Origin of the sequence: Stenotrophomonas maltophilia (assembly GCF_001274595.1) — a bacterium.
GTDB classification, from domain to species: domain Bacteria; phylum Pseudomonadota; class Gammaproteobacteria; order Xanthomonadales; family Xanthomonadaceae; genus Stenotrophomonas; species Stenotrophomonas forensis.
Genome location: NZ_CP011010.1, coordinates 2,861,161 through 2,885,149, shown reverse-complemented (window position 1 = coordinate 2,885,149; position 23,989 = coordinate 2,861,161). Strand labels below are relative to the sequence as shown.

Here is a 23,989-nt window from a genome sequence, read left to right as displayed (position 1 = left end):
GCAGCACCTTACAGCAAAAGAGAATCATTTGCATCCATGGGTGGCCATCAGCCAGTGATGGACCCGCCAGCCGTTGGCCGGCATGCCCCCAAACGGGTCAGAGGTCGCGGTACTGGATCTGCGCGGCGAGCACGCGCAGGCCGTCAGCGTTGCTGGACAGGATGCGCTCCTCGCCGATACCTTTCTGCCGCTTCAGCTGGAAGCCCTGTTCGCTGGGCAGCCGTGCGGCGATGACGTCCATGCGCAGCAGGGCGTCGGGGCCGCTGCAGTCGAAGTGGCTCCAGTAGGCGCCATCGCGGTAGACCTGCAACCGGTAATTCATCGTGGCATCTCCGGCAGGTCCTGCAGCCAGTGGTCGAACATCGCGGTGGCGGCGGCTGCCAGCGGGGCACCATAGCGGCGCGCCTGCGCGCGCAGGTCGTTCGGGTCGATGCCGGCCTGGGCCAGTTCCAGGGTGTGGCCGATCAGCCAGCGTTCGAACTGGCGCGCGTCCAGCTCCGGATGGCATTGCAGGCCCAGTGCGTGCTGACCGATGGCAAATGCCTGGTGGCGGCAGGCGGGCGTGCTGGCCAGGCGGCGTGCGCCGGGCGGGAGTTCGAAGCCCTCACCGTGCCAATGCAGTACCGGAATGCCCTGCAGGGCCTGCAGGGGCGAGCGCTGGCCGTCATCGGTGAGCAGCAGTGGCGCGAAACCGATCTCCTTGCCGCCACTGGCAACGACGCTGGCGCCGAGCGCGCGCGCCATCAGCTGCGCGCCGAGGCAGATGCCCAGGGTTGGCCGCTGCTGCTGCAGGCGACGCTGCAGCAGGGCGATGCTGTCGGTGACGAAGGGATAGGTTTCTGTGTCGTTGGCACTGATCGGGCCACCCAGCACGACCAGCAGTTCGGCCGCTTCGGCATCGTCGAGCGGATCGACACCGGCCTGCAGCACCTTCAGCTGCCAGCCCTGCGCCAGCAGCAGCGGTTTCAGGGTGCCGAGATCCTCGAAGGCAACGTGCTGCAGGACCACCGCGTGCTTCATGCCGGTGCTCCGCTGGTGGGCCAGTAGAAACTGTCCGGGGTGGCGCGGGCGCCGAAGATGGCCTGTCCGACGCGGACCACGGTGGCGCCTTCCTCGATGGCCACTTCGAAGTCGCCGGACATGCCCATCGACAGCTGCGACAGGTCGAGACCGGCGGGCGCATAGCACTGCAGCTGGTCGCGCAGTTCGCGCAGGCGCACGAAGCAGGCGCGCACCCGCTCGACCTCCGGGGTGAACACTGCCAGGGTCATCAGGCCGCGCGCGCGCAGACGATCGAAGGCGGGCAGCTGCTGTACGAAGTCGCCGACCGCGTCGGGTTCGAGTCCGTACTTGCTGGGTTCAGCCGAGGTGTTGACCTGTACGAATACATCCAGCGTGCGGTCTTCCAGCTGCAGGCGCTGCTGCAGGGCCTCGGCCACGCGCAGGCTGTCCAGCGCCTGGAACTCGCTGGCGAAGCGCGCCACGTAGCGCGCCTTGTTGGTCTGCAGGTGGCCGATCACCGACCAGTGCACGCCCAGGTCGGCCATGGCCTCGGCCTTGCGCTGTGCCTCCTGGACCTTGTTCTCGCCCAGTTCGTGGCAACCAGCGGCCACGGCCATGCGGATGCGGGCGTCATCGACGGTCTTGCTGACCGGCAGCAGGCGCACGCTGGCCGGATCACGGCCAGCGCGGGCGCAGGCGTCGGCGATGCGCTGGCGCACGGTGGCCAGGTTGGCGGCGATCTGTTCAACAGACTGGGCCATGGGCCAGTCGGCGGCAGCAAGGGGCATGCGGGCACCTCCAATGCGGAATGGCCAGGGTGGGATACACTGGCACAGGACAAGAGTTATTTTGGCATAGGACAAAATGAAAATCACCGGGCATAGCGCCGAGTCGATCTTCGACAGCATCCGCGACGGCATCGGCAAGGGCCGCCTGCCGGCCGGCAGCGTGCTGCCGCCGGTGCGTGAGCTGGCCGAGCAGCTGGGGGTGAACCGCAACACCGTGGCCGCAGCCTACAAGCGGCTGGACGCGGCGGGCCTGGCCAGCACTGCCGGCCGTCGCGGCACGGTGGTGCGCGGCTTGCCGTCGGCAATGGCACGCGAAGGAAGCACGCCGGGAGTGGCCCTGCATGACCTGGCCAGTGGCAACCCGGACCCGCGCCTGCTGCCGAACCTGCGACTGGCTCCGGCGGCGCCACGGTTGTATGGGGTGGGCACGGTCGACCCGCGGTTGCAGGCGCTGGCACGGGCCTCGCTGGATGCGGATTGCCCCGAGGGGTATGCGCTGGAGCTGACCCATGGCGCGGTCGATGGCATCGAGCGCCTGTTGGCAGCATGGCTGCTGCCGGGTGATCGCATCGCGGTCGAAGATCCCTGTTTCCTCGGCAGCCTCAACGTACTCAACGCGGTAGGCCATGCGCCGTTGCCGGTGGCGGTGGATGCGCATGGCATGCAGGTTGAATCGCTACGTGCCGCGCTGGAGGCCGGCGCACGCGCGGTGCTGCTGACCCCGCGTGCGCACAATCCGACCGGGGCCAGCCTGGATGCGAAGCGCGCACGGGCACTGCGGCAGCTGCTTGCCCACTATCCGCAGGTGGCAGTGCTGATCGACGATCACTACGCGCTGCTCTCGCAGCAGGCCTACCATTCGGTGTTGCCGCTCGATGGCCGGCGCTGGGCGCTGTTGCGCTCGCTGTCCAAGCCGCTTGGCCCTGACCTTCGGCTGGCCTGGTTGGGCTGTGATGAGGAAACTGCGGCGCGGTTGCGGCTGCGGTTGGCATCGGGCACGGGCTGGGTCAGTCATCTTCTGCAGGACGCGGCCACCTCGGTGCTGGGCTCGGCGTCGCAGCGGGCGAAGATCGCGTCGGCAGGCGAGCGTTACCAGCAGCGCCTGCAGTCGCTGCAGGAATTGCTCGTTGCACGTGGCGTGGCGACGCCGCAGCCGATGGAAGGGCTGAACCTGTGGCTGCCCTTGCCGGCCGACAGTCATCCGCAGGTGCTGGCGCTGGCCGCGCGTGGCTGGCATGTGCGCGCGGGCGAAGTGTTCGCGGTGGCGGCGCCCGGGCATGGCCTGCGCATCACCTGCGCGGCGCTGGGGCCGGTGCAGCAGCGGCAGCTGGCCGATGATCTGGCGGCGGTGTCTGGACTGTAGAGTCGAGCTTGCTCGACTGCTCGTGCCAACAACAGTCGAGCAAGCTCGACTCTACAAAGGTGAAGCAAAGTCGAGCAAGCTCGACGCTACAAAAGCAGATCAGGGCGCGGCGTTGGCGCCCGGGCGCACGTAGTAGGACTGGCCGCTGTCATCGACGAACATCAGTTCAGGCTTTCCCTGCCAGGAGGTGAGCATGGCGCCGGTATTGTTCTGGTGCTTGACCATCAGGCTGGCGCCGCGGTCCGGGTTGGCCACCACCTTGAACACTTCAGTGGTGCCGGTGGCATCGTCCAGGGTCAGCAGGGCCTCGCCGCCGCGGTCGCTGGTGCCATAGCCACCGCGTTCGGAGCCGTCCGGGCCGAGCAGGATCAGGCCTGACAGGGCGGTCGCACGCGGCCCCTGGGTGCGACCCTGGCTGAGAGGATCGGGAACCGGTGCGCCGAGGATCACCCGTGGCTGTCCGCTTTCATCGTGGATGACCAGCCCGCGTGCTTCGATGATGCGCTGTGGCGATTGGCTGCGGTGCAGGCTCCAGGCGGTCCAGCCGGACACCAGCAGGGCGAGGGTGGCGACCACCAGCGTGGTCAGCAGCAGTGCACGGGGCATCGTGTCGTCCTTCCTTGGATGTGCCGACGATAGCGGATGCGGACCGGCAATGGCCAGTTCGTTGTGTGACGTTGTGTATCGTCAGTGGAAATCGCGGCTGTGGCTGCGCAGTCCCTGCAGTAGTTCATCCAGGCAGTGCATGCGCTGCACGATGACATGCTGCACGCCATCGACGCGCTCCAGGCGGCCATCGATCTGCATCAGCTGGGTATCAACCAGCACCCGGTGCTGGCGATCAGCGAGGTGCCGCCAGACCACCGCGTTGACCATGCCGGTTTCGTCCTCAAGGGTGAGGAAGGTCACGCCACTGGCGGTCTGCGGACGCTGGCGCATGCGTACCAGGCCGGCAATGCGCACGCGGCGGCCATGGCCGTGAGCCGCCAGTTGCGCGGCGTCCAGGCAGCCACGAGTGCGCAGCTGTGCGCGCAGGAACGAGATCGGATGGCGGCCAAGCGTGGTGCCGGTACTGCGGTAGTCGGCCTGCATGTCTTCCCAGGTGCTGGGCAGCGGCAACGGCACGCGGGCCTCGGCGGTGGCGCGGGCGTGGTCGAACAGCGGCAGCCGGTTTTCAACGCCGGAGATATCCCAGCGCGCACGATGGCGATGGCCGCTGAGCCCACGCAACGCGCCAGCATCGGCCAGCAGGCCCTGTTGGCGACGGTCCAGCGCGGTGCGCTGGCACAGGTCGCCCACGTCGTCGAAGGGGCGCCGCGCACGTTCTCGCATGATGGCCTGCACGGCGGGTTCGTTGCAGCCATCGACCAGGCGCAGGCCGAGCCGGATCGCGGCCGGTCCCTTGCTGAAATCCAGCGTGCAGTCCCAGTCGCTGTGGCGCACGTCCAGCGGCAGCACGCCGATGCCATGCCGGCGCGCGTCCTGCAGCAGCTGGTCGGGGCTGTAGAAGCCCAGTGGCTGGCTGTTGATCAGGCTGGCGGTGAACGCGGCCGGGTGGTGGCACTTCAGCCAGCAGCTGGCATAGGTCAGCAGGGCGAAGCTGGCGGCGTGGCTTTCCGGAAAGCCGTAATCGCCGAAGCCCTTGATCTGCTCGAACAGGTGTTCGCCGTATTCGCGGCTGAAGCCGTTCTTCAACATCCCCGCCAGCAGCTTCTCGCGATGCGGCTCCAGCCCGCCACGGCGCTTCCACGCGGCCATCGAGCGGCGCAGGGCATCGGCCTCGCCCGGGGTGTAACTGGCCGCATCCACCGCCAGCTGCATCACCTGTTCCTGGAACAGCGGCACGCCCAGGGTGCGCGCGAACACGCGCTCCAGCTGCGGCGGGTACAGCGGTTCTTCCAGGTTGTCCAGCGCCTCTGGACCCTGTTCGCGCAGCAGCCGGCGGCGCTCCAGGTAGGGGTGCACCATGTCGCCCTGGATCGGGCCGGGGCGCACGATCGCCACTTCGATCACCAGGTCGTAGAAGTTGCGCGGCTGCATGCGTGGCAGCATCGCCATCTGTGCACGCGACTCGATCTGGAACACGCCGATGGTGTCGGCGGCGCTGATCATGTCGTAGGTGGGTGTGTCCTCATCGGGAATCGCATCCATGCGCCCACTGTGCAGGCCATGCTGCTGCAGCATCGCCAGGCATTTGCGGATGGCGGTGAGCATGCCCAGTGCCAGGCAGTCGACCTTCATCAGGCCGGTGGCATCCAGGTCATCCTTGTCCCATTGGATGACGGTGCGGTCGGCCATCGCTGCGTTCTCGACCGGCACCAGGGTCGACAGCGGATGCTCGGAAATCACGAAGCCGCCCGGGTGCTGCGACAGGTGGCGTGGGAAGTCGATCAGCTCGGCGGTCAGTGACAGCAGCCGGCGCATCAGCGGGGTCTTCGGATCGAAGCCGCGTTCGCGCAGGGTCTCCGGCAACGGCACGTGGCCGCCCCAGTGATCCATCGCTGCCCCCAGTTCGTTGACCTGGTCCATCGGCAGGCCGAGCGCGCGGGCCACATCGCGGATCGCGCTGCGGCCGCGGTAGCTGATCGCCACTGCAGTCAAGGCAGCACGTTCACGCCCATAGCGCTTGAACACGTACTGCAGCACTTCTTCGCGGCGCTCGTGCTCGAAGTCGATGTCGATATCCGGTGGTTCGTCGCGTTCGGCGGAGATGAAACGCTCGAACAACAGATTGCTGCGTGCCGGGTCGATCTCGGTCACGCCCAGCACGAAGCACACCGCCGAGTTGGCCGCCGAGCCACGGCCCTGGCAGAGGATGTCCTGGCTGCGCGCGAAGCGCACGATGTCCTGCACGGTGAGGAAGTAGGAGGCGTAGTTCTTCTGCCGGATCAGCGCCAGTTCGTGTTCGATCTGCTTGCGCTGCGCCGGTTCGATGCCGTTCTTCCAGCGCCACGGAATGCCACGCTCGACCAGCACGCGCAGCCAGCTGTCCGGGTCGTGCCCTTCCGGCACCAGTTCGCGCGGGTAGGTGTACTGCAGCTGCTCCAGGGTGAAGTGGCAGCGTTCGGCGATGCGCAGGGTCTCGGCCAGCAGTTCGGGCGGGTACAACTGGGCCAGCGCGGTGCGCGGGCGCAGATGGCGCTCGCCGTTGGGGAACAGGCGCCAGCCGGCTTCGGCCACGCTGCAGCGGTGGCGGATCGCGGTCAGCGTGTCCTGCAGCGCACGCCGGCGGCGCACGTGCATGTGCACATCACCACTGGCAACCAGTGGCAGGCGGTGGCGTTCGCCGAAGGCCTGCAGCTGCTGCAGGCGATGCGCGTCGTCATGCTCGTGATGCAGCTCCACCGCCAGCCACAGGCGATCATTGAAGCCGGTGCGCAGCAGCTCCAGATCGGTGGCGGCCGGCTGCCGGTCCAGCCACAGGCAGAGCAGCCCGTCGGGCAGGCCAAGCAGGTCGTCGCGCAGGCAACGGTATTCGCCCTTGGCCGCGCGTCGCCGGCAGGTGGTGATCAACTGGCACAGCCCGGCATAGGCGGCCTGGTTGGTGCACAGCAGGGCCAGCTTCGGTCCGTCCTCGACCTGGAATTCGGCGCCGACGATCAGTGCCACGCTATGCGTCTTCGCCGCCTGCCAGGCGCGCACGATGCCGGCCAGCGAGCACTCGTCGGTGATCGCCAGCGCCCGGTAGCCCTGGCCGGCGGCGCGCGCGAACAGCTCTTCGGCAATCGAGGCGCCGCGCTGGAAACTGAACGCCGACAGGCAGTGCAGTTCGGCGTAGCCGGGCAGTTCACTGTGCATGGCGGCTCAGCCGAACCAGCCGTGCAGCATCCACGGTGCATGCGGATCGTTGCGTGTGCGGAAGGCCCAGCCACGCTGGCCATGTGCGGTTTCCACCACGTAGTAGTCGCGCCGTGCGTCGGCCTGGTCCCACCAGCCCGATTCGATCCGCTCAGGCCCGGCGACGATGCGCAGGCGTGGATCACGCAGCGGTTGCGGCGTATCCAGCAGCCAGCCCGGGCGTAGCGGCCAGTACGACGGTGGTTTGACCGCCGGCTGGGTGCCACTGGCGCGTTCGGGGCGATGGTCGGCCTGCACCGCCAGTGGTTGCACGGCGTCATCGCCCAACCGCGCACGCAGGCGCTCGCGCAGCTGGGTCCAGGGCATCGCCTGCGCCGGCCGGGTATCGAACAGGTCGCGCGCGGCGGGCACGAAGGGCGGCAGCTGCTCGGCCTGCAGGCGCAGTGCGCGGCTGCCGGCGGGCAGGGCGAAGGCTTCCATGCGGTTGCGCGCGATTTCGAACAGCAGCGCGGGATCACGCTCCGGCGCCAGCAGGCCGATGGTCAGCACGCTGGGTGGCAGCAGGTCGTGCTCGAAATGCAGGTCGAAGCGCTGCACGCCACCATCGCGCGAGCAGAGGAAGGCGGCGAGGTCCAGCAGCAGGCGACGCAGCGGGAACAGCAGGGCCTGGCTGGATTCGATCTCGTACTCGAACTCGATGCGCGCATCGAAACGGTCGGGAGGCTGGTAGTAGCGCAGTGGTGCGGTGGGCAGGCCGCGCAGCGCGTCCAGCTGCTGCAGCACGTCGGGTGCGAAGCGCCGGGCCAGGCTGTCGCGCGGCAGTGCGAGCACCGCACCCAGCGTGCGCAGGCCGGAGCGGCCCAGCACGGTCACTGCTTCGCTGGGCAGCCCGCAGCGCGGCAACGGCAGCTGTGCGAGTACCGCCGGCAGCTGCTGCGCATCGAGGCCGAGGCCATCGTGCACGTTGGCCAGCACGCGCGCGGCATGCGGCGTGGGCGCGGCCACCAGGCGATGGCGGAAACCCAGTTCGTGCAGTTCACCGCGCAGGCGTTTCTCGATGGTCAGCCAGTCACCGAACAGGGCACGGCTGGCGCCGATCTCCAGCACCAGCGCATGCGGGAAATCGAGGCTGACCTGCGAACTGTAGGCATAGGCCCAGCTGGCCAGCAGCTGCCGGGTGTGCTGTTCGGCGTTCGGGTCGTAGTCGTGCAGGTGCATGTCCTGCACCAGCACCTGCGCGGCCGACAGCAGCATGCCCGGGCGCAGCCCGGCTGCCCGTGCGGCCGGGCTGACCGCGCGCAGCACGCGGCGTTGTGCCGGACCCTGCAGCAGCACCAGCGGCCGCTGCGGGTCCGGTTGCAGGCGCAGCACGCTGTCCAGCGCCAGCTGCGGCAACAACAGGCAGGCCCAGTTCACGGCGCGGCCTCAGTGGCTGATGGCCAGGGGCAACGGCTGCGCCGGCGGCAGGCCGCCACGGCATTTCAGTACCCGCACCTGGCCGTGGTCGAGCTGCAGGCGCAGGCTGGCCGGGGAGGGGTTGCGCGCTGCCTGCGCCTCGCGGAACACGAAGCCCAGGCATTGGCCGCTGTCGGCGGCGACCTGCAGCCGGCGCAGGGCACGGTCGTCGGCCTGCTGTGGCCAGCACAGCACCGCGGCGCAGGCGGCAGAACGCAGGCATTGTTCGGTGGCCCACAGCGCCTGCTTTGGCGCGGCGTGGATGATCTGCAGCTGGGCCAGGTCCAGCCCGGCCGCCGCCCAGGCCGGTGCATGCGGGCGGTAGGGGGGCGCGACCAGCACGATCGGGCGTCCGCGCTGGCTCAACTTCGCCAGCGCCGGCCAGACCAGCGCCAGCTCGCCCACGCCGGGTGCTGCCTGCAGCACCTCGCACAGCCCGCTGGCCGGCCAGCCACCGCCGGGCAGGCGTGCATCCAGTGCCGGGTGGCCGCTGGCCAGGTGGTCGCTGGCGGGCCCTTGGCGGGCCGGGCCGCGCCACAGCTGGCGGCCATCCAGCAGCCGGTCGAGGGCGACGACGGCGCCCATCAGCCGGTCCTCCAGGGGAGGCGCCGGGCGGGCTGGGGGCGACAGGAATGGGCGGAAACGGCGGGCATGGAGCGAGTATCGACAGGCCGGTATCAGGGGCTGAGACCAGACATGCTACTCGCGTTGTAAGTATAATTACTAATGAAATTGGAGGGTCGGGTTTCAGGTTGCTGAAGGGGGAAAGGAGTGCCGACCAAGGTCGGCACCCACCCGGCATGGGACGGAATGCCGACCAAGGTCGGCACCCACAGGCCCCGGTTAAGGGCGGACCGGCAACGCCACCGGGCGCAGCGGCGCGGCATCACCACCGCGGATCTTCAACGGACCACCGATGAAGGCGAATTCGTAGACCTTGTCGCGGGCCAGTTCGTCCAGCGCCACCAGCTCGATGATCGGCGCGCCCTGCTGGGCCAGCAGGTAGGTGTGCAGCGGCACGTAGTCATCGGACACTTCCGAAGGGAAGGTCTCGAAGCTGAGGTTGTCGGCGCCGACGATCATCGCGCCGCTGTCTTCGACCAGGAAGCGCGCGGCGTCCAGGCCCATGCCCGGCGGGTTGGCCATGTACGCCCTGGGCTGTTCGAACAGGCGCATGCGGCCGGTGCGGATCAGCACGATGTCACCCTGCTGCAGCTTCACCTGCTGGCGTGCCAGCGCATCCTTCAGGTCCTGGCGGGTGACGCGGTAGCTGTCCGGCAGCATGTCCACGCCCTTGGCACCGGCCACGTCGATCAGTACGCCACGCGCGATCAGCGGCGGGAATTTCTCGATGCCGGTGACATTCCAGCCACGATCGCCGAGGTGCTTGTCGGCCTCGAAGCCGTTCCAGATCTTTCCGTGGATACCGAAGTGGTTCAGCGCATCGATGTGGGTGCCGGTGTGGCTGTACATCGAGAACGCCGTGCCGGTGTAGCTGCGGGTGAGGTTCATGGTCTCGCCCACGCCCATCGGGTCGTCCATCACCGTGCCGCGCGGGGTGTGGGTCATCCAGAACTGGTAGTGCGGGTCGCCGGCGTCCTGCCAGCTGGGCATGCCGACGTAGTACTCGGTGGCCAGGTCATAGGCCTTGCCGCCGCTGACCCGCGACAGGATCGCTGCGCGCGACGCCTCGGTGATCAGGTTGAGGCGGCCGATCTCGTCCTTCGGCCCCCAGGGGCTGGTGCCGACCTGCTGGCCGGAAGGAACGCGTTCGTGCGCGGTCACCGAGGTGGAAGCAGCGGTGCCGGCCAGCAGCAGGGCCAATGCGGTGGCCAGGGTACGTGGGGTCATGGGGAATCTCCTTGCAGGGGGGAATGGTGCGGCTCAGGCCGCGACCAGCGGCGCCAGGGCCTGGCGCAGGTGCGGCAGCGGCAGGGTCTGCAGGCGCAGGCCGTTGCCGCCGATCACGGTGGGAATGGAACGGATGCCGAGCGCAGCGGCTTCGGCGCGGTCGGCCTGCACGCGCTGGCGTACTGCGTCGCTGCGCATGTGGTCAGCGAAGGCACCACGCGGGTGGCCGAGCGCTTCGGCGATGTCCAGCAGCACTTCGGCATCGCCGATGTTGCGGTGCTGGTGCAGGTGCGCCCACTGCACGGCATCGAACATCACGCCGTGGGCCTCATTGCCGCCAAGCATGCCGGCGGCCTGGCAGGCCAATGCGCCCAGCCAGCCGGAGGGATATTCGAAGTCCTGTGCACGCATGCCTTCGATATCGATGCGCGCGCTGTCTTCATGCGCGGCGCAGTCGGTCCAGTGGCGCAGGATGATCGCCTTGGCGCGCTCCATCGAGCCGAATACCTCGACCATCTGTGCGCGCGAGTCCTGCAGCACGAAGCTGCGGTGGCGCACCTGGATGCCGAACTCGGCCGAGACCTGCTGCAGGCGCGGGGCCAGCACGAAGCACCAGCCGCACACCACGTCGTGGAAGAAATCGACCACTGGCGCTGCAGCGGTGGGGGAAGAAACGGAAGACATCGGCCTGCCATCGGTGAGAGGGGAGGCGGCAGAGTAGGCAGCGCGGCGTGGCTGAAACAGCACGCCACGGGCAGCTCAGTTTTCGCTGGCGGTTACGAATCCAGGCCGGCGCAGGCGGGCAGCTCGGCGTGCAGGAAATCGATGAAGGCACGCACCTTGGGCTGCAGGTGGCGCGAGGTGGGGTAGACCGCATGCACGAAGCGCGGTGGATAGCGGTGGTCGGGCAGCACCTGCTGCAGTTCGCCGCGGGCCAGTGACGGCGCTGCAAGGAACGAGGGCAGGGCGCCGATGCCCATGCCGGCCACCAGCAGATCGCGCAGCAGCAGGCTGTTGTTGACGGTGACGCGTGCCGGCAGGGTGATCGTCACCTGGCCATCGGGGCCGAGCAGCGGCCAGCTGCCGGGTGAGTCGGACAGGCTGTAGGCCAGCACGCTGTGCGCCTGCAGATCGTCCACCGCCTGCGGTGCCGGATGCTGTTGCAGGTAGGACGGGGCCGCGCACAGCACCTGCTGCAGCGAGGCCAGCCGGCGCGCCACCAGTCGCGAGTCGTCCAGCTCGGCGCGCAGCCGCAGCGACACATCGAAGCCTTCGCCGACCGCATCGAGCAGGCGGTCTTCCATCACCAGGTCCAGCGACAGCTGCGGATGCTGCTGCAGGAAACGCGGCAGCAGCGGCGACAGCGTGCTCAGCGCGAACGACTGCGGCGCATTGACGCGCAGGCGCCCGGCCACTTCGCCACGCTGTTCGGCGATGCCACGTTCCAGCGCGTCCAGCTCGTCGAGCAGGCGGCAGCACTCACGGTAATAGGCATGGCCGGTTTCGGTCAGGCTCATGCGGCGCGTGGTCCGCTGCAGCAGCACCACGCCCAGGTGGGTTTCCAGCATGCGCAGCTGCTTGCTCAGCCCGGCCGGCGACATGCCCAGGTCTTCGGCGGCACGGGCCAGGCCGCCGCGTTCGACGATGCGGCGGAAGGCACGCATCAGGTTGAAGGAGTCCATGCCGGTCCCGGGCGCGATGAGGGCGCCATTGTAGATCCACGCCAGGCGTGGGTGCTGGAATGACGGTGCCGACCAGGGCGGGCATCCAGCAGGCGCGTGGCGGGTTGCGCCGTTTGTTCAAGCCGGCAACCGTCGCATCGCGCCAGCATGCAGGCCCCTCACGTTTCGGGTTGCCCATGAAGCACTGGATCCTCCGCCTGTATGCCCCGTTGTTCCTGCTCGGGTTCGTTGCCACCGCCATCGCCTGGGTGGGCCACCTGCATGGTGATCCGCTGTGGCTGCTGGCCTTGCTGCTGGTCGCCATCGCGGTTTCGTTCGGCGCTGAACGCGCCTGGCCCTACGACCCTGCGTTCAACCACGACCAGGGCGACCGCCTGCGTGACACCCTGCATGCGCTGGTCAACGAAAGCCTGAACCTGCTATCGATCGCCGCGGTGCCGCTGTTGGCGGCGATCATTCCATGGCAGGCCTGGCCGGTGCAGTGGCCCTTCGCGCTGCAGGTGCTGCTGGCCATCGTCTGCGCCGATCTCGGCATCACCCTGGTGCACTACGCCAGCCACCGCATCGGCTGGCTGTGGCGGCTGCATGCGGTGCATCACAGCGTCACCCGCATGTACGGCTTCAACGGCCTGATGAAGCATCCGCTGCACCAGGCGGCCGAAGCAGTGGGCGGCGTGCTGCCGCTGCTGGTGCTGGGCCTGCCGATGCCGGTGGCGGCGGTGCTGGCATTCGCCATTGCCATCCAGCTGCTGTTGCAGCATTCCAACGTGGACATGCGCCCCGGTGTGCTCGGCCGGGTGATGGCGTGGGCGCCGCTGCACCGTTTCCACCACATGCGCTACGGCACCGCCGGCGACGTCAACTTCGGCCTGTTCCTGACCGTATGGGATCACCTGCTGGGAACCGCCTTCGATGCACCGGGCTATCGGCTACGGCAACGCGATCTGGGCATCGGCAGCCAGCCGGACTATCCGCGCGATTATCCCGGGCAGCTGCTGGCGCCGTTCCGCGAACTGCCGCATGGCGAGGTACCGGAGCTGCCCGAAGGGTTGCGCAGGCGCGGATGATCCCGCATGTCAGGTCGCGCGCAGCTGCAGGCCCTGCAACTGCGCGGCACCGATGCCGAACATGCGGTGCAGGTTGCGTGACAGATGGGCCAGGTCGGCGAACCCGGCCGCGTGGGCGCTGTCGGTCAGGCTGTGTCCACGCAGATGATGCGCGAGCGCATTGCGCAGCCGTTGCCACAGCACCCAGCCGCGCAGGGTCACCGACAGGTCTGATTGGAAGCGCCGATGCAACTGGCTGGTCGACAGGTGGGCCGCTTCGGCGATATCGGCGGCCGGCACCGGGCCAGGCAGGTAGTGGGTGATACGGGCCAGTGCCGCCTGCACGCGTCGATCCAGCGGCTGCGGACGGCTCAGTCGTGGCAGCCAGTCCTGCAGTGCCACCGCGTTGCCCGGCAGGGCGTGCAGATACCGTTGGATCTGTGTGGGATCGGCATGTGCTGGCTCAAGAAAAACCGTGCAACCGTCCTGCGGTGCCGACAGGATGGCATGCGACTGGAAGGAAGGCAGCCACAGGCGTTGACCCTGCTGCCGCACGCCATCAACCTCGACCTGCCACGCTGCACCGTCGCTCAGCAGCAGTTGATGGGCGTAGTGCGCATGCGCAGCGCTGCCACCGGCATGGCCCTGCAGCACGGCCACGTGGGCATCCAGCAGCAGCGTGCCATTCCAGGGCAGGGCGGGAGAGGACATGGAGGAATTGTAGATCCACGCCATGCGTGGATGAATCTACATCGAAATCGATTAATTCGACGATTGATCGAAGAGCATCCACGCATGGCGTGGATCTACTGCAGATTGCGGCGAATTGTCGAAGGCGGGGTGGGTCCGGTTGCGGGGGCGTGAGCGCCATGGATGGCGCGACCGAGGCTACATGGACGTACTTGCGCCGTCCCCCGCAACCGGACCCACCCCGCCACCCCACAGGAGCCCATCTTTTGCTTCTGCTGTTGCATTGGCCGTTGCCTCGGCGGGTGCCGGGCGCAGCCCGGCCGTGCGTACCCTCAGCGCCCGTGCGGGTCGGGGCGGTGATGCACGTACTCGACCACCGTGCCATCGGGATGCACTGCATTGAACGCCGCGCCGGTCGGCACCACCTGCAGCGGGAAGATGATTTCGGCCCCCGCCGCGACCAGTCGGTCGTGATAAGGCCGCACGTCATCGACCAGCAGCGTCCCGGTGGTCGAAGTGAAGGGGGCCAGCGCTTCCTCGCACCCTTCGATCAGCAGGAAGGCTCCGACCATCGCCAGGCGCAGGCCGGCATCGGGAAACGGGAAGCCCGCATCGGCCACGACGCCCTGCAACTGCTCGTAGAAAGCCACGCTCTGCTCCAGCTGGCCCGGGGCCACGAACACCCGGATCAACACGCGTGGGCTGCGTTGGCTCGAGGTATCACAGCGGTCGCGCCAGAGATGATCGAAGTCGCGGTGTATGTTCATGGGCGGGGTTCAGGGCCGGTGACGCCCCATTATCGGCAGCCCCGTGCGGCCTGCTGATGACTGCCGGTGATGGCCTGATAACCGGCGGCCAGGTTGCCCCTGTGACTTAGGTCCTGTTGACAGGTGTGAACGCCCTCGCACAATCTTCACATGATTGGGTCGCCCTGCGCGGCCCGGACAGGCAGGTTGTCACGCCGGGAGGAGGGTCCCGCGCGCAGACCGGCCCGTCCTTCGGCCTGCGGGACGTTGCCTGGCAACCCCTGCGCGGCATGAACGCTGCACCCTTCGGCGGCACTTTCCCTGGACCGATTGCCTTGGCAACGGAATTACGCCTGCCGATGAAAACGTTTACAAAGCCGCTTGCCCTCTCCCTCGCCCTGTCTGCTGCGCTCGCCGCCCCGGCCTGGGCCGACCCTGCGGCGTTCACCGTGTTGACCCTGGAACAGGCGCCCGGCGCCGAAGCAATGCCGGCGCTGGCTGCGCAGCTGAAGAGCCTGAAGGTGGACGCGGTGAGCGTGCGCCAGGTGCAGCGCGGCATCGGCCAGGTCGATCCGCTGCAGGTGCTGGCCGATGGGCTGGGCTACGAGTACCGCTTCATTGCTGCGGGCAAGGACGATGGCCAGACCCAGCGCGGCCAGGCCGTGCTGACCCGGCTGCCGATCGCCGCTGAGTCCGGCCCCGACCAGCCGGGCCTGAACTACCTGCGCCTGGACGATGGCCGCCACACCGTCGCGGTCTATACCGATGCCGGTGCAGGCGCGGCCCAGCTGCCGGCGCTGGTCACGCGCTCGCGGCTGGGTGCGCCGGCGGTGCTGCTCGGTGCCGTGGCTGGCGAATCGGCCACGGCGGCCGGCTTCGATCCGGCGCGTGTCGCACTGGAAGCAGACGCCAGCTACTTCAGCGATGGCTTCCAGGCTGCCAGCAGTGCGCCGTTCAAGGTGGAAGGCAGCAGCCTGCGTGCCACGCTGCTGACCCTGGCCTATGCCGCCGACACGCATGGCGACACGCCGTGGATGGACACCACCCTCAACGCCGACGCACGTGCTGCGCTGCTGCTGAAGGCGATGACCGAGGATGAGAAGTTCCAGATGCTGCACAGCTACTTCGGGCTGGGCAAGGACGGTGGCCCGCTGCCGGAAGGCGCGGTCGGTTCGGCCGGCTTCGTCCCGGCGGTGCCGCGCCTGGGCATTCCCTCGCAGCAGTCGGCCGATGCCGGCGTCGGCGTGACCAATCCGGGTGGCATCCGTCCGGGCGACTTCGCCACCGCGATGCCGTCGGGCCCGTCCACTGCGTCCAGCTGGAACCGCGAAGTGGCCTTTGCCGGCGGCGCGACCATGGGCCGCGAGGCCTGGCAGCAGCGTTTCAACATCCTGCTGTCGGGCAGCGTCAACCTGCAGCGCGACCCGCGCAATGGTCGCAATTTCGAGTATGCCGGTGAAGACCCGCTGCTGGCCGGTTCGATGGTCGGCGCGCTGATCCAGGGCGTACAGAGCCAGCACGTGATCTCCTCGATGAAGCACTTCGCGCTGAACGACATGGAGACCCGCCGCAACTTCCACGACGTGCGCATCGGCGAGCAGGCCATGCACGAGTCGGACCTGCTCGCCTTCGAGATCGCGCTGGAGGCAGGCCGCCCGGGCGTGGCGATGTGTTCGTACAACAAGATCAATGGCACCTACGGCTGCGAGAACGGTTACCTGATGAACCAGGTGCTGAAGCAGGAATGGAAGTTCCCCGGTTTCGTGATGTCCGACTGGGGTGGCGTGCACAGTGGCTCGAAGGCGGCGCTGGCCGGCCTGGACCAGCAGTCGGCCGGTGAAGTGTTCGATGCGGCGGTGTTCTTCGACGAACCGCTGCGCCTGGCCGTGCACGGTGGCGTAGTGCCGCAGGCGCGCCTGAACGACATGGTGGCGCGCATCCTGCGCACGATGTTCCTGCACGGCAACTTCGACAACCCGCCGCAGCACCAGAAGGTGGATGCCGAGGCTGGCTTCGCCGTTGCCCAGCGCACCGTGGAGGAGGGCAGCGTGCTGCTGCGCAATGAGGGTAACCTGCTGCCGCTGGCCGACAGCGTGAAGCGCATCGTCATCATCGGTGGCCATGCCGACAAGGGCGTGATCGGTGGCGGCGGTTCGTCGATGGTGGGCGTGACCGCCAAGGGCACCAATGCGGTGCCGGGCGTGCTGCCGACCACCTGGCCGGGCCCGGTGATCTTCCACCCGTCCTCGCCGCTGGAATCGCTGCACGCTGCACGTCCGGATGCAACCATCGAGTATGTGGACGGCAGCAATGCCGCCGCTGCAGCCAAGGCTGCCGCGCAGGCCGACGTCGCCATCGTGTTCGCCACCCAGTGGGCGGCAGAATCGGTGGACCTGCCGGACATGCAGCTTCCCGACAACCAGGACGCCCTGATCTCGGCCGTGGCCAAGGCCAACCCGAAGACCGTGCTGGTGCTGGAAACCAACGGCCCGGTGCGCACGCCGTGGCTGGCACAGGTGCCGGCGATGCTGCAGGCGTGGTATCCGGGCATCCGCGGTGGCGAAGGCATTGCCGCGCTGCTGACCGGCCAGGTCAATCCGTCCGGCCGCTTGCCGGTGACCTGGGTGGTGGACGAATCGCAGCTGCCGCGCCCGCACATCGACGGCCTGGGCTTCAAGCCGGCCAAGCCGTTCGGTGATGTGTTCGATTTCGATATCGAAGGTGCCAACGTCGGCTACAAGTGGATGGCGGCCAAGGGCCTGACCCCGACCTTCGCCTTCGGCCACGGCCTGTCCTACACCACCTTCGCCTATGAAAACCTGAAGGTAAGCGTGGAAGGCTCGCGCCTGGTCGCCAGCGTCGACATCCGCAACACCGGCAAGCGCGCCGGTGCCGATGTGGCCCAGCTGTACCTGAAGCTGCCGGCCGGCAGCACCACGCCGATCCGCCTGATCGGCTATGACAAGGTGAACCTGCAGCCGGGCGAACAGCGCCGCATCCGCATCGAGGCCGAGCCGAAGACCCTGGCCCATTACGATGCACAGGCGCGCCAGTGGAAGATCGACGGCGGCACCTACCAGGTGCAGCTGTCGCGCAACGCCGCCGAGCCGTTGCAGAGCGTGGACGTACAGCTGGTTGAGCAGCTGCTGCGCTGATGCCTGAGGACACGGCCCCGCAACGGGCCGTGTCTGAAAAAGGGGACGGAGGGAATTAAGTCGTTTATGGCAGAAACGACTTGATTCCCTCCGTCCCCTTTTTTCATGCAGTGAACCAGTCGCGCAGGAAATCGATCAGCTGCCGCACTTTGGGCGACGGCTGTGCACTGTGTGGATAGACCGCGTACACGCTTTGCTGTGGGAAACGATGCAGGCGCAGTACTGGCCGCAGCCGGTTCATGGCCAGGTCGTCCTCGATCAGCCAGTGGGGAAGAACGGTGACCCCGGCACCGGCCACGGCGAAGGCGCGCAGGCTGCTGGCGCCATCCACGCGTACCACTGCATGGGCCGGGTTGGTGGCAAACAACGCATCGCTGCCGTCGGGTGCGATCACCGGTACATCGGCCAGCCGTGGGTAGCCCAGGCGCGGCAGCGTGCCGAGCTGCACCGGATCGTCGGCGGCATCAACGGACGGCAGGCGCGCCAGCAGCGAAGGCGCCGCCACCGCGCAGAGCGGGTGCTGTTCCAGCTCGCTGGCATGCAGGCCAGAGTCGGGCAGGCGGCCAAGACGGATCGCCAGATCAAAACGCTCGGGAATGAGGTCAGCCGGTGCCGGCGAGGTCGACAGATGCAGTTGCAGGGCCGGGTGGCGCGCGCGGAACGCCTCCAGTGCCGGGATCAGGCGCAGCTGTGCGTACTCCGGTGTGGTGGTCAGGCGCAGTACGCCCTGCAGTTGGTGCTGGTCGCGGCGCGCGGCATCGATCGCCGCCTGTGCAGCATCCAGTGCCTGCACGCAGTGCTGCAGGAACTGTTCACCGGCCTCGGTAAGGGCCAGGTGACGGGTGCTGCGCAGCAGCAGGGTCACGCCCAGCTCCTGTTCCAGCCGCTTCAGGTTGATGCTGACCACCGCGCGGCTCAGGCCGAGGCGGTCGGCCGCCGCGGTCAGGCTGCCGGCCTCGACCACAGCACGGAAGATGTCGAAGCGATCGAGGCTGACCATAGGCATCAATTGTCAAAACAGATTTGACAGTGTTGCAGCTGTCGTCGTGTTTTTCCAACAACGCCTGCCGGGCATGCTGGCCGCTTCCCTGCTGGAGCGCCGTCGATGCCGTCCCCCCGCCTGCGCCATGAGGCGATCTTCCTGTTGGTGTTCGCCCTGGACCTGGTCAACATGTTCATTGCCACGGTGGCCTATCCGGCATTGGCGGCCGAGCTGCATGCCGACGTCGGTACCCTGGCCTGGGTCGGCACTGCCTACATGCTGGGCCTGAGCGTGGTGATCCCGTTGGCGCCATGGCTGGCCGCACGCTGTGGCGAGCGCCGCCTGCTGCTGGTGGCACTGCTGCTGTTCGCGATCGCCGCTGCGCTGGCTGGAGCCGCGCCGGGCATCGGTTGGCTGCTGGGGTGGCGGCTGCTGCAGGGCCTGGCCGGTGGCCTGCTGATTCCGGTGGCTCAGGCGGCGGCCTACCGGCAGTGCACGCCTGACCAACGCGGTGCACTGACCCGGCGCATCCTGCTGGTGGCGTTGCTGGTGCCGGCACTGGCGCCAGCGCTCGGCGGGCTGCTGGTGCAGTGGCTGTCCTGGCGCGGTGTGCTCTGGGCCAGCCTGCCGCTGGCAGTCATGGCGATTGGGCTGGTGCTGGCGTGGATGCCGGCCGACGTCCGTCGTACTGCGCCGCGCCTGCAGGCCCATGCGTTGTCCACCGCGATGACGGCGCTGGGGGCGCTGCTGCTGGCGTTGACCTGGCTGGGCGAACCCGGTCATCGTCTTGCCGGCAGCGGCTTGCTGATGGTCGCGGTGGTGCTTGCCGTCGTCCACCTGCGGCATGCACGTCGGCAGCCGCAGCCCCTGCTGCGCTGGTCGCTGCTGTCCCATCGCGGCCTGCGCCTGGCGATGCTGGTATATCTGGCGGTGCCGGGCGTGTTCATCGGCAGCCAGCTGGTCAGTACCCTGCAACTGCACCAGGCCGGTTACAGCGCCGCACGCATCGGCGCGCTGATGCTGCCGTGGGCGCTGGCCTCGGCCATCGCGATCACCGCCAGCAAGCGCTTGCTGGCCCGCTTCGGACCGGCCGCAGTGCTGCGTGCCGGCATGTTCCTGCAGGCCAGTGGCCTGCTGGCGATGGCGCTGTTGCCACAACCGGCGTTTGCGCTGGCCGGGCTGCTGTTCGCGCTGATGGGTGCCGGCGGCAGCCTGTGCAGCAGCACCGCGCAGACACTGGCCTTCCATGGGGTCGAGGGCGAAGCGCTGGGCGATGCCAGTGCGCTCTGGAACCTCAACCGCCAGCTCAGCTTCTGCCTGGGCACCGCCGCGCTCGCGCTGCTGCTGGCACTGGCCATGCAATGGCTGCCGGCCCGCGCCACCGGCGTGGCGCTGGGTCTGGCCGCCGCACTGACCCTGCTGCCGATGCTGCTGTTGCGTCGGCCGAAGCAGCTTCTTCTTCCACACCCTGGGAATTGATGATGGATACCACCGCAGAACATGAAATCCACCGCCTGCACGACAAACTGCAGGCCTGGTTCCGTGCCGACGCCGGCACCGACGCGCTGGATGATCTGATGACGCATTTCTGCGCGGACTTCAGCATGGTCGGCATCGCTGGTCGCAGGCTGGACCGGATTGCCGTGCAGGCACTGTTCGCGGGCGGTCATGGCGCGCGTCCAGGGCTGCAGATTTCCATCGACGCCGTGCAGGCGGTGGAAGCGCCATCACCGCTGGCGGTGCTGCGCTATCGCGAAGGACATGCGATCGATGGCGGCGAGCCCGCATGGCGGGAGTCGCTGGCGGTACTGAGGCAGGAGCAGGAGCAGGGGCGCTGGTGCTGGCTGGCGCTGCATGAGGTGGGCGCCTGATCGGTAGTGCCGGCCGCTGGCCGGCAACCGCGTACCGGCCCCCAGGATCATGACATTGCCGGCCAGCGGCCGGCACTACCGGGCGACGGCACATGTGCCATCAGTCCTGCCCGTATCCACCGCAGAATGCAAAGCCTGCCCACACTTCACGGCACATGGCAGGAGTAGGCTTGAGGCTTTCCTGCCGGGATGGGTCTCCATGCGTGTGCGTGCCGTTGCTGTAGCCATCGCCCTTTGCCTGTCCAGCACCGTGCTGGCTGCCGATACCCCGCCGATGACCCCGGACATCAGCGGCAAGCCCTTCGTCGCGCCGGATGTCGGCCGCGACTACGACAAGCGCGTGGTCATGGTGCCGATGCGCGATGGCACCAAGCTGTATACGGTGATCGTGGTGCCCAAGGGTGCCCACAATGCGCCCATCCTGCTGACCCGCACGCCCTACGATGCCGCTGGCCGCGCCAACCGCAGTGATTCGCCGCGCATGCGCGACCTGCTGCCGCAGGGCGACGAGGTGTTCGTCGACGGCGGCTACATCCGCGTCTTCCAGGACATCCGTGGCAAGTACGGCTCCGAGGGGGATTACGTGATGACCCGGCCGCTGCGCGGGCCATTGAACAACACCAGGGTCGACCATTCCACCGATGCCTGGGACACCATCGACTGGCTGGTGAAGAACGTGCCCGAGAGCAACGGCAAGGTTGGCATGCTCGGTTCGTCGTATGAAGGCTTCACCGTGGTGATGGCGCTGACCGACCCGCACCCGGCACTGAAGGTGGCCGCGCCGCAGAGCCCGATGGTGGATGGCTGGATGGGCGACGACTGGCTCAACTACGGCGCGTTCCGCCAGGTCAATTTCAATTACTTTGCGATGCAGACCGAGAAGCGCGGCAAGGGTACGCCGCTGCCCAGCCTCGGTTACGACGACTACAGCACTTTCCTGCGCATCGGTTCGGCCGGCGACTACGCACGTTTCACTGGCGTGGACCAGCTGACCTGGTGGAAGAAGCTGGTCGAGCACCCGGCCTATGACGCCTTCTGGCAGGGCCAGGCGCTGGACACGGTGATGGCGAGGACGCCGTTGAAGGTGCCGACCATGTGGCTGCAGGGCCTGTGGGACCAGGAAGACATGTGGGGCGCCAACCACGCCTACCAGGCGATGGAAGGGCGCGACAGCGGCAACAACCGCAATTACCTGGTGATGGGCCCATGGCGGCACAGCCAGGTGAACTACAGCGGCAGTGAACTGGGCGCCCTGAAGTTCGATGGCGATACCGCGCTGCAGTTCCGCCGCGATGTGCTCAAGCCGTTCTTCGACCAGTACCTTGTGGACGGTGCACCCAAGGCCGACACGCCGCCGGTGCTGATCTACAACACCGGCGAAAACCACTGGGACCGCCTGAAGGGCTGGCCGCGCAGCTGCGACAAGGGCTGTGCCGCCAGCAGCAAGCCGCTGTACCTGCGTGCCGGCGGCAAGCTGGCGTTCCAGGCGCCGGCGGCAGGCGAGGGCGACTTCGAGGAATACGTGTCCGATCCGGCCAAGCCGGTGCCGTTCGTGCCGCGACCGGTGCGCTTCAGCGACCGCGACATGTGGACCACCTGGTTGGTCAAGGACCAGCGCTTCGTCGATGGCCGCCCGGACGTGCTGACCTTCATCACCGAACCGCTGAGCGCGCCGCTGCGCATTGGCGGTGCGCCGGTGGTGCACCTGCAGGCATCGACCAGTGGTACCGACAGCGACTGGGTGGTGAAGCTGATCGACGTGTATCCGGACCAGGAAGCGTCGACGCCGGAGATGGGCGGCTACGAGCTGCCGGTGTCGCTGGCGATCTTCCGCGGCCGTTACCGTGAGAGCTTCAGCGATCCGAAGCCGCTGGCTGCCAACGAAGTGCTGCCGTACCGCTTCGATCTGCCCAACGCCAACCACACCTTCCAGAAGGGGCACCGGGTGATGGTGCAGGTGCAGTCCAGCCTGTTCCCGCTGTACGACCGCAACCCGCAGACCTACGTGCCGAACATCTACCTGGCCAGGCCGGGCGACTACCAGAAGGCGACGCAGCGGGTCTGGCACAGCGCCGCGCAGGCCAGCTACATCGATCTGCCGGTGTATTGAGGTTGATGAGGTGCGCCGGGCACGCGATGCCCGGCGGCCGCGGTAGTGCCGGCCGCTGGCCGGCATCCGCGACGGTGCCAAAGCGTGTCGACCAAGGTCGACACCTACCCAAACGGAGTCATGGCGCGTTGGCCGTGGTCGCATGATGGGGGTAGTGCCGGCCGCTGGCCGGCATCGACGCTGGTACCAAAGCGTGTCGACCAGGGTCGACACCCACCAGGGCAGAAGCTGCTACCCGACCTTTGAAGGGCCGGTACGCCAGCGGCTGGGCACCAGGCCGAAGCGCTTGCGAAAAGCGGCCGCGAAGTTGCTGGGATGGCGATAGCCACTGGCGGCCGCAGCCTGCTCGACCGTCCAGCCGTCTTCGCGCAGGCCCTGTTCGGCGTGGCGCATGCGTTGCTCGTGCAGGTAGTCGAACACCGAGCAACCGTACTGCTGGGCGAAATGGCGGCGCAGCGAGCTCGGGCTCATGCAGGCCAGCTGCGCCAGTTCGAGCAGGCTGTGGGCGTGGCTGGGATCATCGTGTAGGTAGGCGCGCACACGCTCCAGGCGCTCGCGCTGTCCCGCGCGCAGCGTGCGCACATGGTCGGTCTGCAGATCCTCGGCCTGCAGGCCGACGGCCAGCAGCTGCAGGGCCACGCCCTCGCGCCACAGCGCATCGATGCCGTCCTGCCAGGGGCTGTCGAACAACTGGCCCAGCACCGGCAGCAGAGTGTGCGGAATCGCCCAGTGGCGGCACTCCAGGTGGGTGTTGAGCGCAGCATGCAGCTGCGGCAGCTGGAACAGGTCCGGATCGATCTCGGCCGGCACCATCACGCTGACCCCGCGCATGCGCGTCTCGCCTGGGTGTGCGCCGGTCATCTCGACCTGCTCGCGATGGTGCGCGGTCATCGCGGTGCCGGCACGCAGAGTGAAGCCCGCGCGTCGTGGCATGCGGACGTCGACCTGGCCCTGCAGCATCACGCGGATGGCCAGCCCCGGGCTCTGCTGGGCGGTGGCGACGTACGGGAAACGATTATGCACGTCGGACGCGATCAGGCTCATGCCGCCGCGCAGGAACTGCTCGTTGACCTCGCCGTGGCCGGCCCACTGGTCGTCGCGCAGGTGTTCCGGATCGGCGCGGTAATCAAAGCCGTGGCGGTGGCCGAAGCGGCGGTAATCGGCAAAAGTGAAGTATCGGGACATTGCTCGGCACGTACGCAGGAGGTGGACGCTGGCTGTGCCTGGCCCATGCGCTCTGCGATGCAGATGCACGTCCGGTGGTGGCCTGTGCAGACCCGCTGCGATGCGGTGGCGACGGCATGCCGGATGGCTGGGGAAACGCCAGATTGGAATTCGTGTGTCGAAGAAACTGGAAACGTTTCCTATTGTCGCCCTGATTCATCTGCATTTGATTTCGAGATGGTCAAAACGATTGATCAATACGGCCAAGTTGATTGCTGCGCAGAAC

20 protein-coding genes are annotated in these 23,989 nt (G+C 67.9%); 6 read left to right on the top strand and 14 right to left on the bottom strand.

Features of this window, described 5'->3' with window-relative positions:
* Positions 1 to 97 precede the first annotated feature (97 nt).
* From VN11_RS13155 to VN11_RS13145, 3 genes are read right to left on the bottom strand one after another with little or no spacing between them, the layout of a single operon-like run.
* Positions 98 to 322 carry a hypothetical protein gene (locus VN11_RS13155; RefSeq protein WP_053450063.1) on the bottom strand — a complete coding sequence of 75 codons (225 nt, stop codon included), beginning with the start codon at positions 320 to 322 and terminating at the stop codon, positions 98 to 100.
* Entirely contained in the window at positions 319 to 1,020 is a 702-nt protein-coding gene (locus tag VN11_RS13150) for a glutamine amidotransferase (RefSeq protein WP_053450062.1), read from the bottom strand. Before VN11_RS13150 ends, VN11_RS13155 begins: the two co-directional genes overlap by 4 nt.
* Positions 1,017 to 1,790 (bottom strand): YggS family pyridoxal phosphate-dependent enzyme, encoded by a 774-nt coding sequence (locus VN11_RS13145; RefSeq protein ID WP_053450061.1) that lies wholly within the window; start codon positions 1,788 to 1,790, stop codon positions 1,017 to 1,019. The genes VN11_RS13150 and VN11_RS13145 overlap by 4 nt, the downstream gene beginning before the upstream one ends.
* A 76-nt stretch (positions 1,791 to 1,866) precedes the next feature.
* Here VN11_RS13145 and ptsJ point away from each other — a divergent pair, with 76 nt between their 5' ends.
* Positions 1,867 to 3,153 carry a transcriptional regulator PtsJ gene (ptsJ, locus tag VN11_RS13140; protein ID WP_053450060.1) on the top strand — a complete coding sequence of 429 codons (1,287 nt, stop codon included), beginning with the start codon at positions 1,867 to 1,869 and terminating at the stop codon, positions 3,151 to 3,153.
* Positions 3,154 to 3,252: 99 nt separating this feature from the next.
* Here ptsJ and VN11_RS13135 read toward each other — a convergent pair whose 3' ends face one another.
* From VN11_RS13135 to VN11_RS13105, 7 genes are all read right to left on the bottom strand, one after another.
* Positions 3,253 to 3,759 carry a hypothetical protein gene (locus VN11_RS13135; protein WP_006461333.1) on the bottom strand — a complete coding sequence of 169 codons (507 nt, stop codon included), beginning with the start codon at positions 3,757 to 3,759 and terminating at the stop codon, positions 3,253 to 3,255.
* Between the two features lie 81 nt (positions 3,760 to 3,840).
* Positions 3,841 to 6,951 (bottom strand): error-prone DNA polymerase, encoded by a 3,111-nt coding sequence (locus VN11_RS13130; RefSeq protein ID WP_053450059.1) that lies wholly within the window; start codon positions 6,949 to 6,951, stop codon positions 3,841 to 3,843.
* 6 nt (positions 6,952 to 6,957) lie between these two features.
* Positions 6,958 to 8,367 carry a Y-family DNA polymerase gene (locus tag VN11_RS13125; RefSeq protein WP_053450058.1) on the bottom strand — a complete coding sequence of 470 codons (1,410 nt, stop codon included), beginning with the start codon at positions 8,365 to 8,367 and terminating at the stop codon, positions 6,958 to 6,960.
* A gap of 9 nt (positions 8,368 to 8,376) precedes the next feature.
* The gene (imuA, locus tag VN11_RS13120; protein WP_049456042.1) at positions 8,377 to 8,991 is read right to left on the bottom strand and encodes a translesion DNA synthesis-associated protein ImuA; all 615 of its coding nucleotides are present in this window, start codon (positions 8,989 to 8,991) and stop codon (positions 8,377 to 8,379) included.
* Positions 8,992 to 9,249: 258 nt separating this feature from the next.
* A complete protein-coding gene (locus VN11_RS13115; RefSeq protein WP_006452003.1) occupies positions 9,250 to 10,257 on the bottom strand; it encodes a cyclase family protein in 1,008 nt (335 codons plus the stop codon).
* A 33-nt stretch (positions 10,258 to 10,290) separates the two neighbouring features.
* A complete protein-coding gene (locus tag VN11_RS13110; protein ID WP_053450057.1) occupies positions 10,291 to 10,941 on the bottom strand; it encodes a DsbA family oxidoreductase in 651 nt (216 codons plus the stop codon).
* A 92-nt stretch (positions 10,942 to 11,033) separates the two neighbouring features.
* Positions 11,034 to 11,939, bottom strand: coding sequence for a LysR family transcriptional regulator (locus VN11_RS13105; protein WP_053450056.1), 906 nt, complete (start codon positions 11,937 to 11,939; stop codon positions 11,034 to 11,036).
* A gap of 176 nt (positions 11,940 to 12,115) precedes the next feature.
* Here VN11_RS13105 and VN11_RS13100 point away from each other — a divergent pair, with 176 nt between their 5' ends.
* Entirely contained in the window at positions 12,116 to 13,006 is an 891-nt protein-coding gene (locus tag VN11_RS13100; RefSeq protein ID WP_053451336.1) for a sterol desaturase family protein, read from the top strand.
* 9 nt (positions 13,007 to 13,015) lie between these two features.
* Here the strand turns inward: VN11_RS13100 and VN11_RS13095 are convergent, their stop codons facing one another.
* Positions 13,016 to 13,720, bottom strand: a complete 705-nt coding sequence (locus tag VN11_RS13095) for an AraC family transcriptional regulator (protein ID WP_053450055.1) — start codon at positions 13,718 to 13,720, stop codon at positions 13,016 to 13,018.
* A gap of 287 nt (positions 13,721 to 14,007) precedes the next feature.
* Positions 14,008 to 14,442: a VOC family protein gene (locus tag VN11_RS13090; RefSeq protein ID WP_040007487.1), complete on the bottom strand. Its 435-nt coding sequence runs from the start codon at positions 14,440 to 14,442 to the stop codon at positions 14,008 to 14,010.
* 338 nt (positions 14,443 to 14,780) lie between these two features.
* On the opposite strand from VN11_RS13090, the gene VN11_RS13085 reads away from it, so the two are divergent.
* Positions 14,781 to 17,576, top strand: coding sequence for a beta-glucosidase family protein (locus VN11_RS13085; protein ID WP_080374935.1), 2,796 nt, complete (start codon positions 14,781 to 14,783; stop codon positions 17,574 to 17,576).
* Positions 17,577 to 17,679: 103 nt separating this feature from the next.
* Here the strand turns inward: VN11_RS13085 and VN11_RS13080 are convergent, their stop codons facing one another.
* Positions 17,680 to 18,576 (bottom strand): LysR family transcriptional regulator, encoded by an 897-nt coding sequence (locus VN11_RS13080; protein ID WP_053450054.1) that lies wholly within the window; start codon positions 18,574 to 18,576, stop codon positions 17,680 to 17,682.
* Positions 18,577 to 18,681: 105 nt separating this feature from the next.
* Here VN11_RS13080 and VN11_RS13075 point away from each other — a divergent pair, with 105 nt between their 5' ends.
* The 3 genes from VN11_RS13075 to VN11_RS13065 all read left to right on the top strand — a co-directional run bounded on the left by VN11_RS13075 (position 18,682) and on the right by VN11_RS13065 (position 22,539).
* Positions 18,682 to 20,037: an MFS transporter gene (locus VN11_RS13075; protein ID WP_053450053.1), complete on the top strand. Its 1,356-nt coding sequence runs from the start codon at positions 18,682 to 18,684 to the stop codon at positions 20,035 to 20,037.
* A 2-nt stretch (positions 20,038 to 20,039) separates the two neighbouring features.
* A complete protein-coding gene (locus VN11_RS13070) occupies positions 20,040 to 20,429 on the top strand; it encodes a cytoplasmic protein (protein WP_053450052.1) in 390 nt (129 codons plus the stop codon).
* A 199-nt stretch (positions 20,430 to 20,628) separates the two neighbouring features.
* Positions 20,629 to 22,539 (top strand): CocE/NonD family hydrolase, encoded by a 1,911-nt coding sequence (locus tag VN11_RS13065; protein ID WP_053450051.1) that lies wholly within the window; start codon positions 20,629 to 20,631, stop codon positions 22,537 to 22,539.
* A 231-nt stretch (positions 22,540 to 22,770) separates the two neighbouring features.
* Here the strand turns inward: VN11_RS13065 and VN11_RS13060 are convergent, their stop codons facing one another.
* On the bottom strand, positions 22,771 to 23,724 hold the full coding sequence (locus VN11_RS13060) for a helix-turn-helix transcriptional regulator (RefSeq protein ID WP_053450050.1): 954 nt from the start codon (positions 23,722 to 23,724) through the stop codon (positions 22,771 to 22,773).
* Positions 23,725 to 23,989: the final 265 nt, after the last annotated feature.

Excerpts from the sequence above, each read along its gene's own strand:
- VN11_RS13150 (WP_053450062.1), bottom strand. The coding sequence starts at position 1,020 with ATGAAGCACGCGGTGGTCCTGCAGCACGTTGCCTTCGAGGATCTCGGC.
- VN11_RS13085 (WP_080374935.1), top strand. The coding sequence starts at position 14,781 with ATGAAAACGTTTACAAAGCCGCTTGCCCTCTCCCTCGCCCTGTCTGCT.
- VN11_RS13100 (WP_053451336.1), top strand. The coding sequence starts at position 12,116 with ATGAAGCACTGGATCCTCCGCCTGTATGCCCCGTTGTTCCTGCTCGGG.
- VN11_RS13115 (WP_006452003.1), bottom strand. The coding sequence starts at position 10,257 with ATGACCCCACGTACCCTGGCCACCGCATTGGCCCTGCTGCTGGCCGGC.
- VN11_RS13090 (WP_040007487.1), bottom strand. The coding sequence starts at position 14,442 with ATGAACATACACCGCGACTTCGATCATCTCTGGCGCGACCGCTGTGAT.
- VN11_RS13155 (WP_053450063.1), bottom strand. The coding sequence starts at position 322 with ATGAATTACCGGTTGCAGGTCTACCGCGATGGCGCCTACTGGAGCCAC.
- VN11_RS13080 (WP_053450054.1), bottom strand. The coding sequence starts at position 18,576 with ATGGTCAGCCTCGATCGCTTCGACATCTTCCGTGCTGTGGTCGAGGCC.
- VN11_RS13145 (WP_053450061.1), bottom strand. The coding sequence starts at position 1,790 with ATGCCCCTTGCTGCCGCCGACTGGCCCATGGCCCAGTCTGTTGAACAG.
- VN11_RS13070 (WP_053450052.1), top strand. The coding sequence starts at position 20,040 with ATGGATACCACCGCAGAACATGAAATCCACCGCCTGCACGACAAACTG.
- VN11_RS13095 (WP_053450055.1), bottom strand. The coding sequence starts at position 13,720 with ATGGCGTGGATCTACAATTCCTCCATGTCCTCTCCCGCCCTGCCCTGG.
- VN11_RS13110 (WP_053450057.1), bottom strand. The coding sequence starts at position 10,941 with ATGTCTTCCGTTTCTTCCCCCACCGCTGCAGCGCCAGTGGTCGATTTC.
- ptsJ (WP_053450060.1), top strand. The coding sequence starts at position 1,867 with ATGAAAATCACCGGGCATAGCGCCGAGTCGATCTTCGACAGCATCCGC.
- VN11_RS13135 (WP_006461333.1), bottom strand. The coding sequence starts at position 3,759 with ATGCCCCGTGCACTGCTGCTGACCACGCTGGTGGTCGCCACCCTCGCC.
- VN11_RS13075 (WP_053450053.1), top strand. The coding sequence starts at position 18,682 with ATGCCGTCCCCCCGCCTGCGCCATGAGGCGATCTTCCTGTTGGTGTTC.
- VN11_RS13065 (WP_053450051.1), top strand. The coding sequence starts at position 20,629 with ATGCGTGTGCGTGCCGTTGCTGTAGCCATCGCCCTTTGCCTGTCCAGC.
- VN11_RS13060 (WP_053450050.1), bottom strand. The coding sequence starts at position 23,724 with ATGTCCCGATACTTCACTTTTGCCGATTACCGCCGCTTCGGCCACCGC.
- VN11_RS13105 (WP_053450056.1), bottom strand. The coding sequence starts at position 11,939 with ATGGACTCCTTCAACCTGATGCGTGCCTTCCGCCGCATCGTCGAACGC.
- VN11_RS13130 (WP_053450059.1), bottom strand. The coding sequence starts at position 6,951 with ATGCACAGTGAACTGCCCGGCTACGCCGAACTGCACTGCCTGTCGGCG.
- imuA (WP_049456042.1), bottom strand. The coding sequence starts at position 8,991 with ATGGGCGCCGTCGTCGCCCTCGACCGGCTGCTGGATGGCCGCCAGCTG.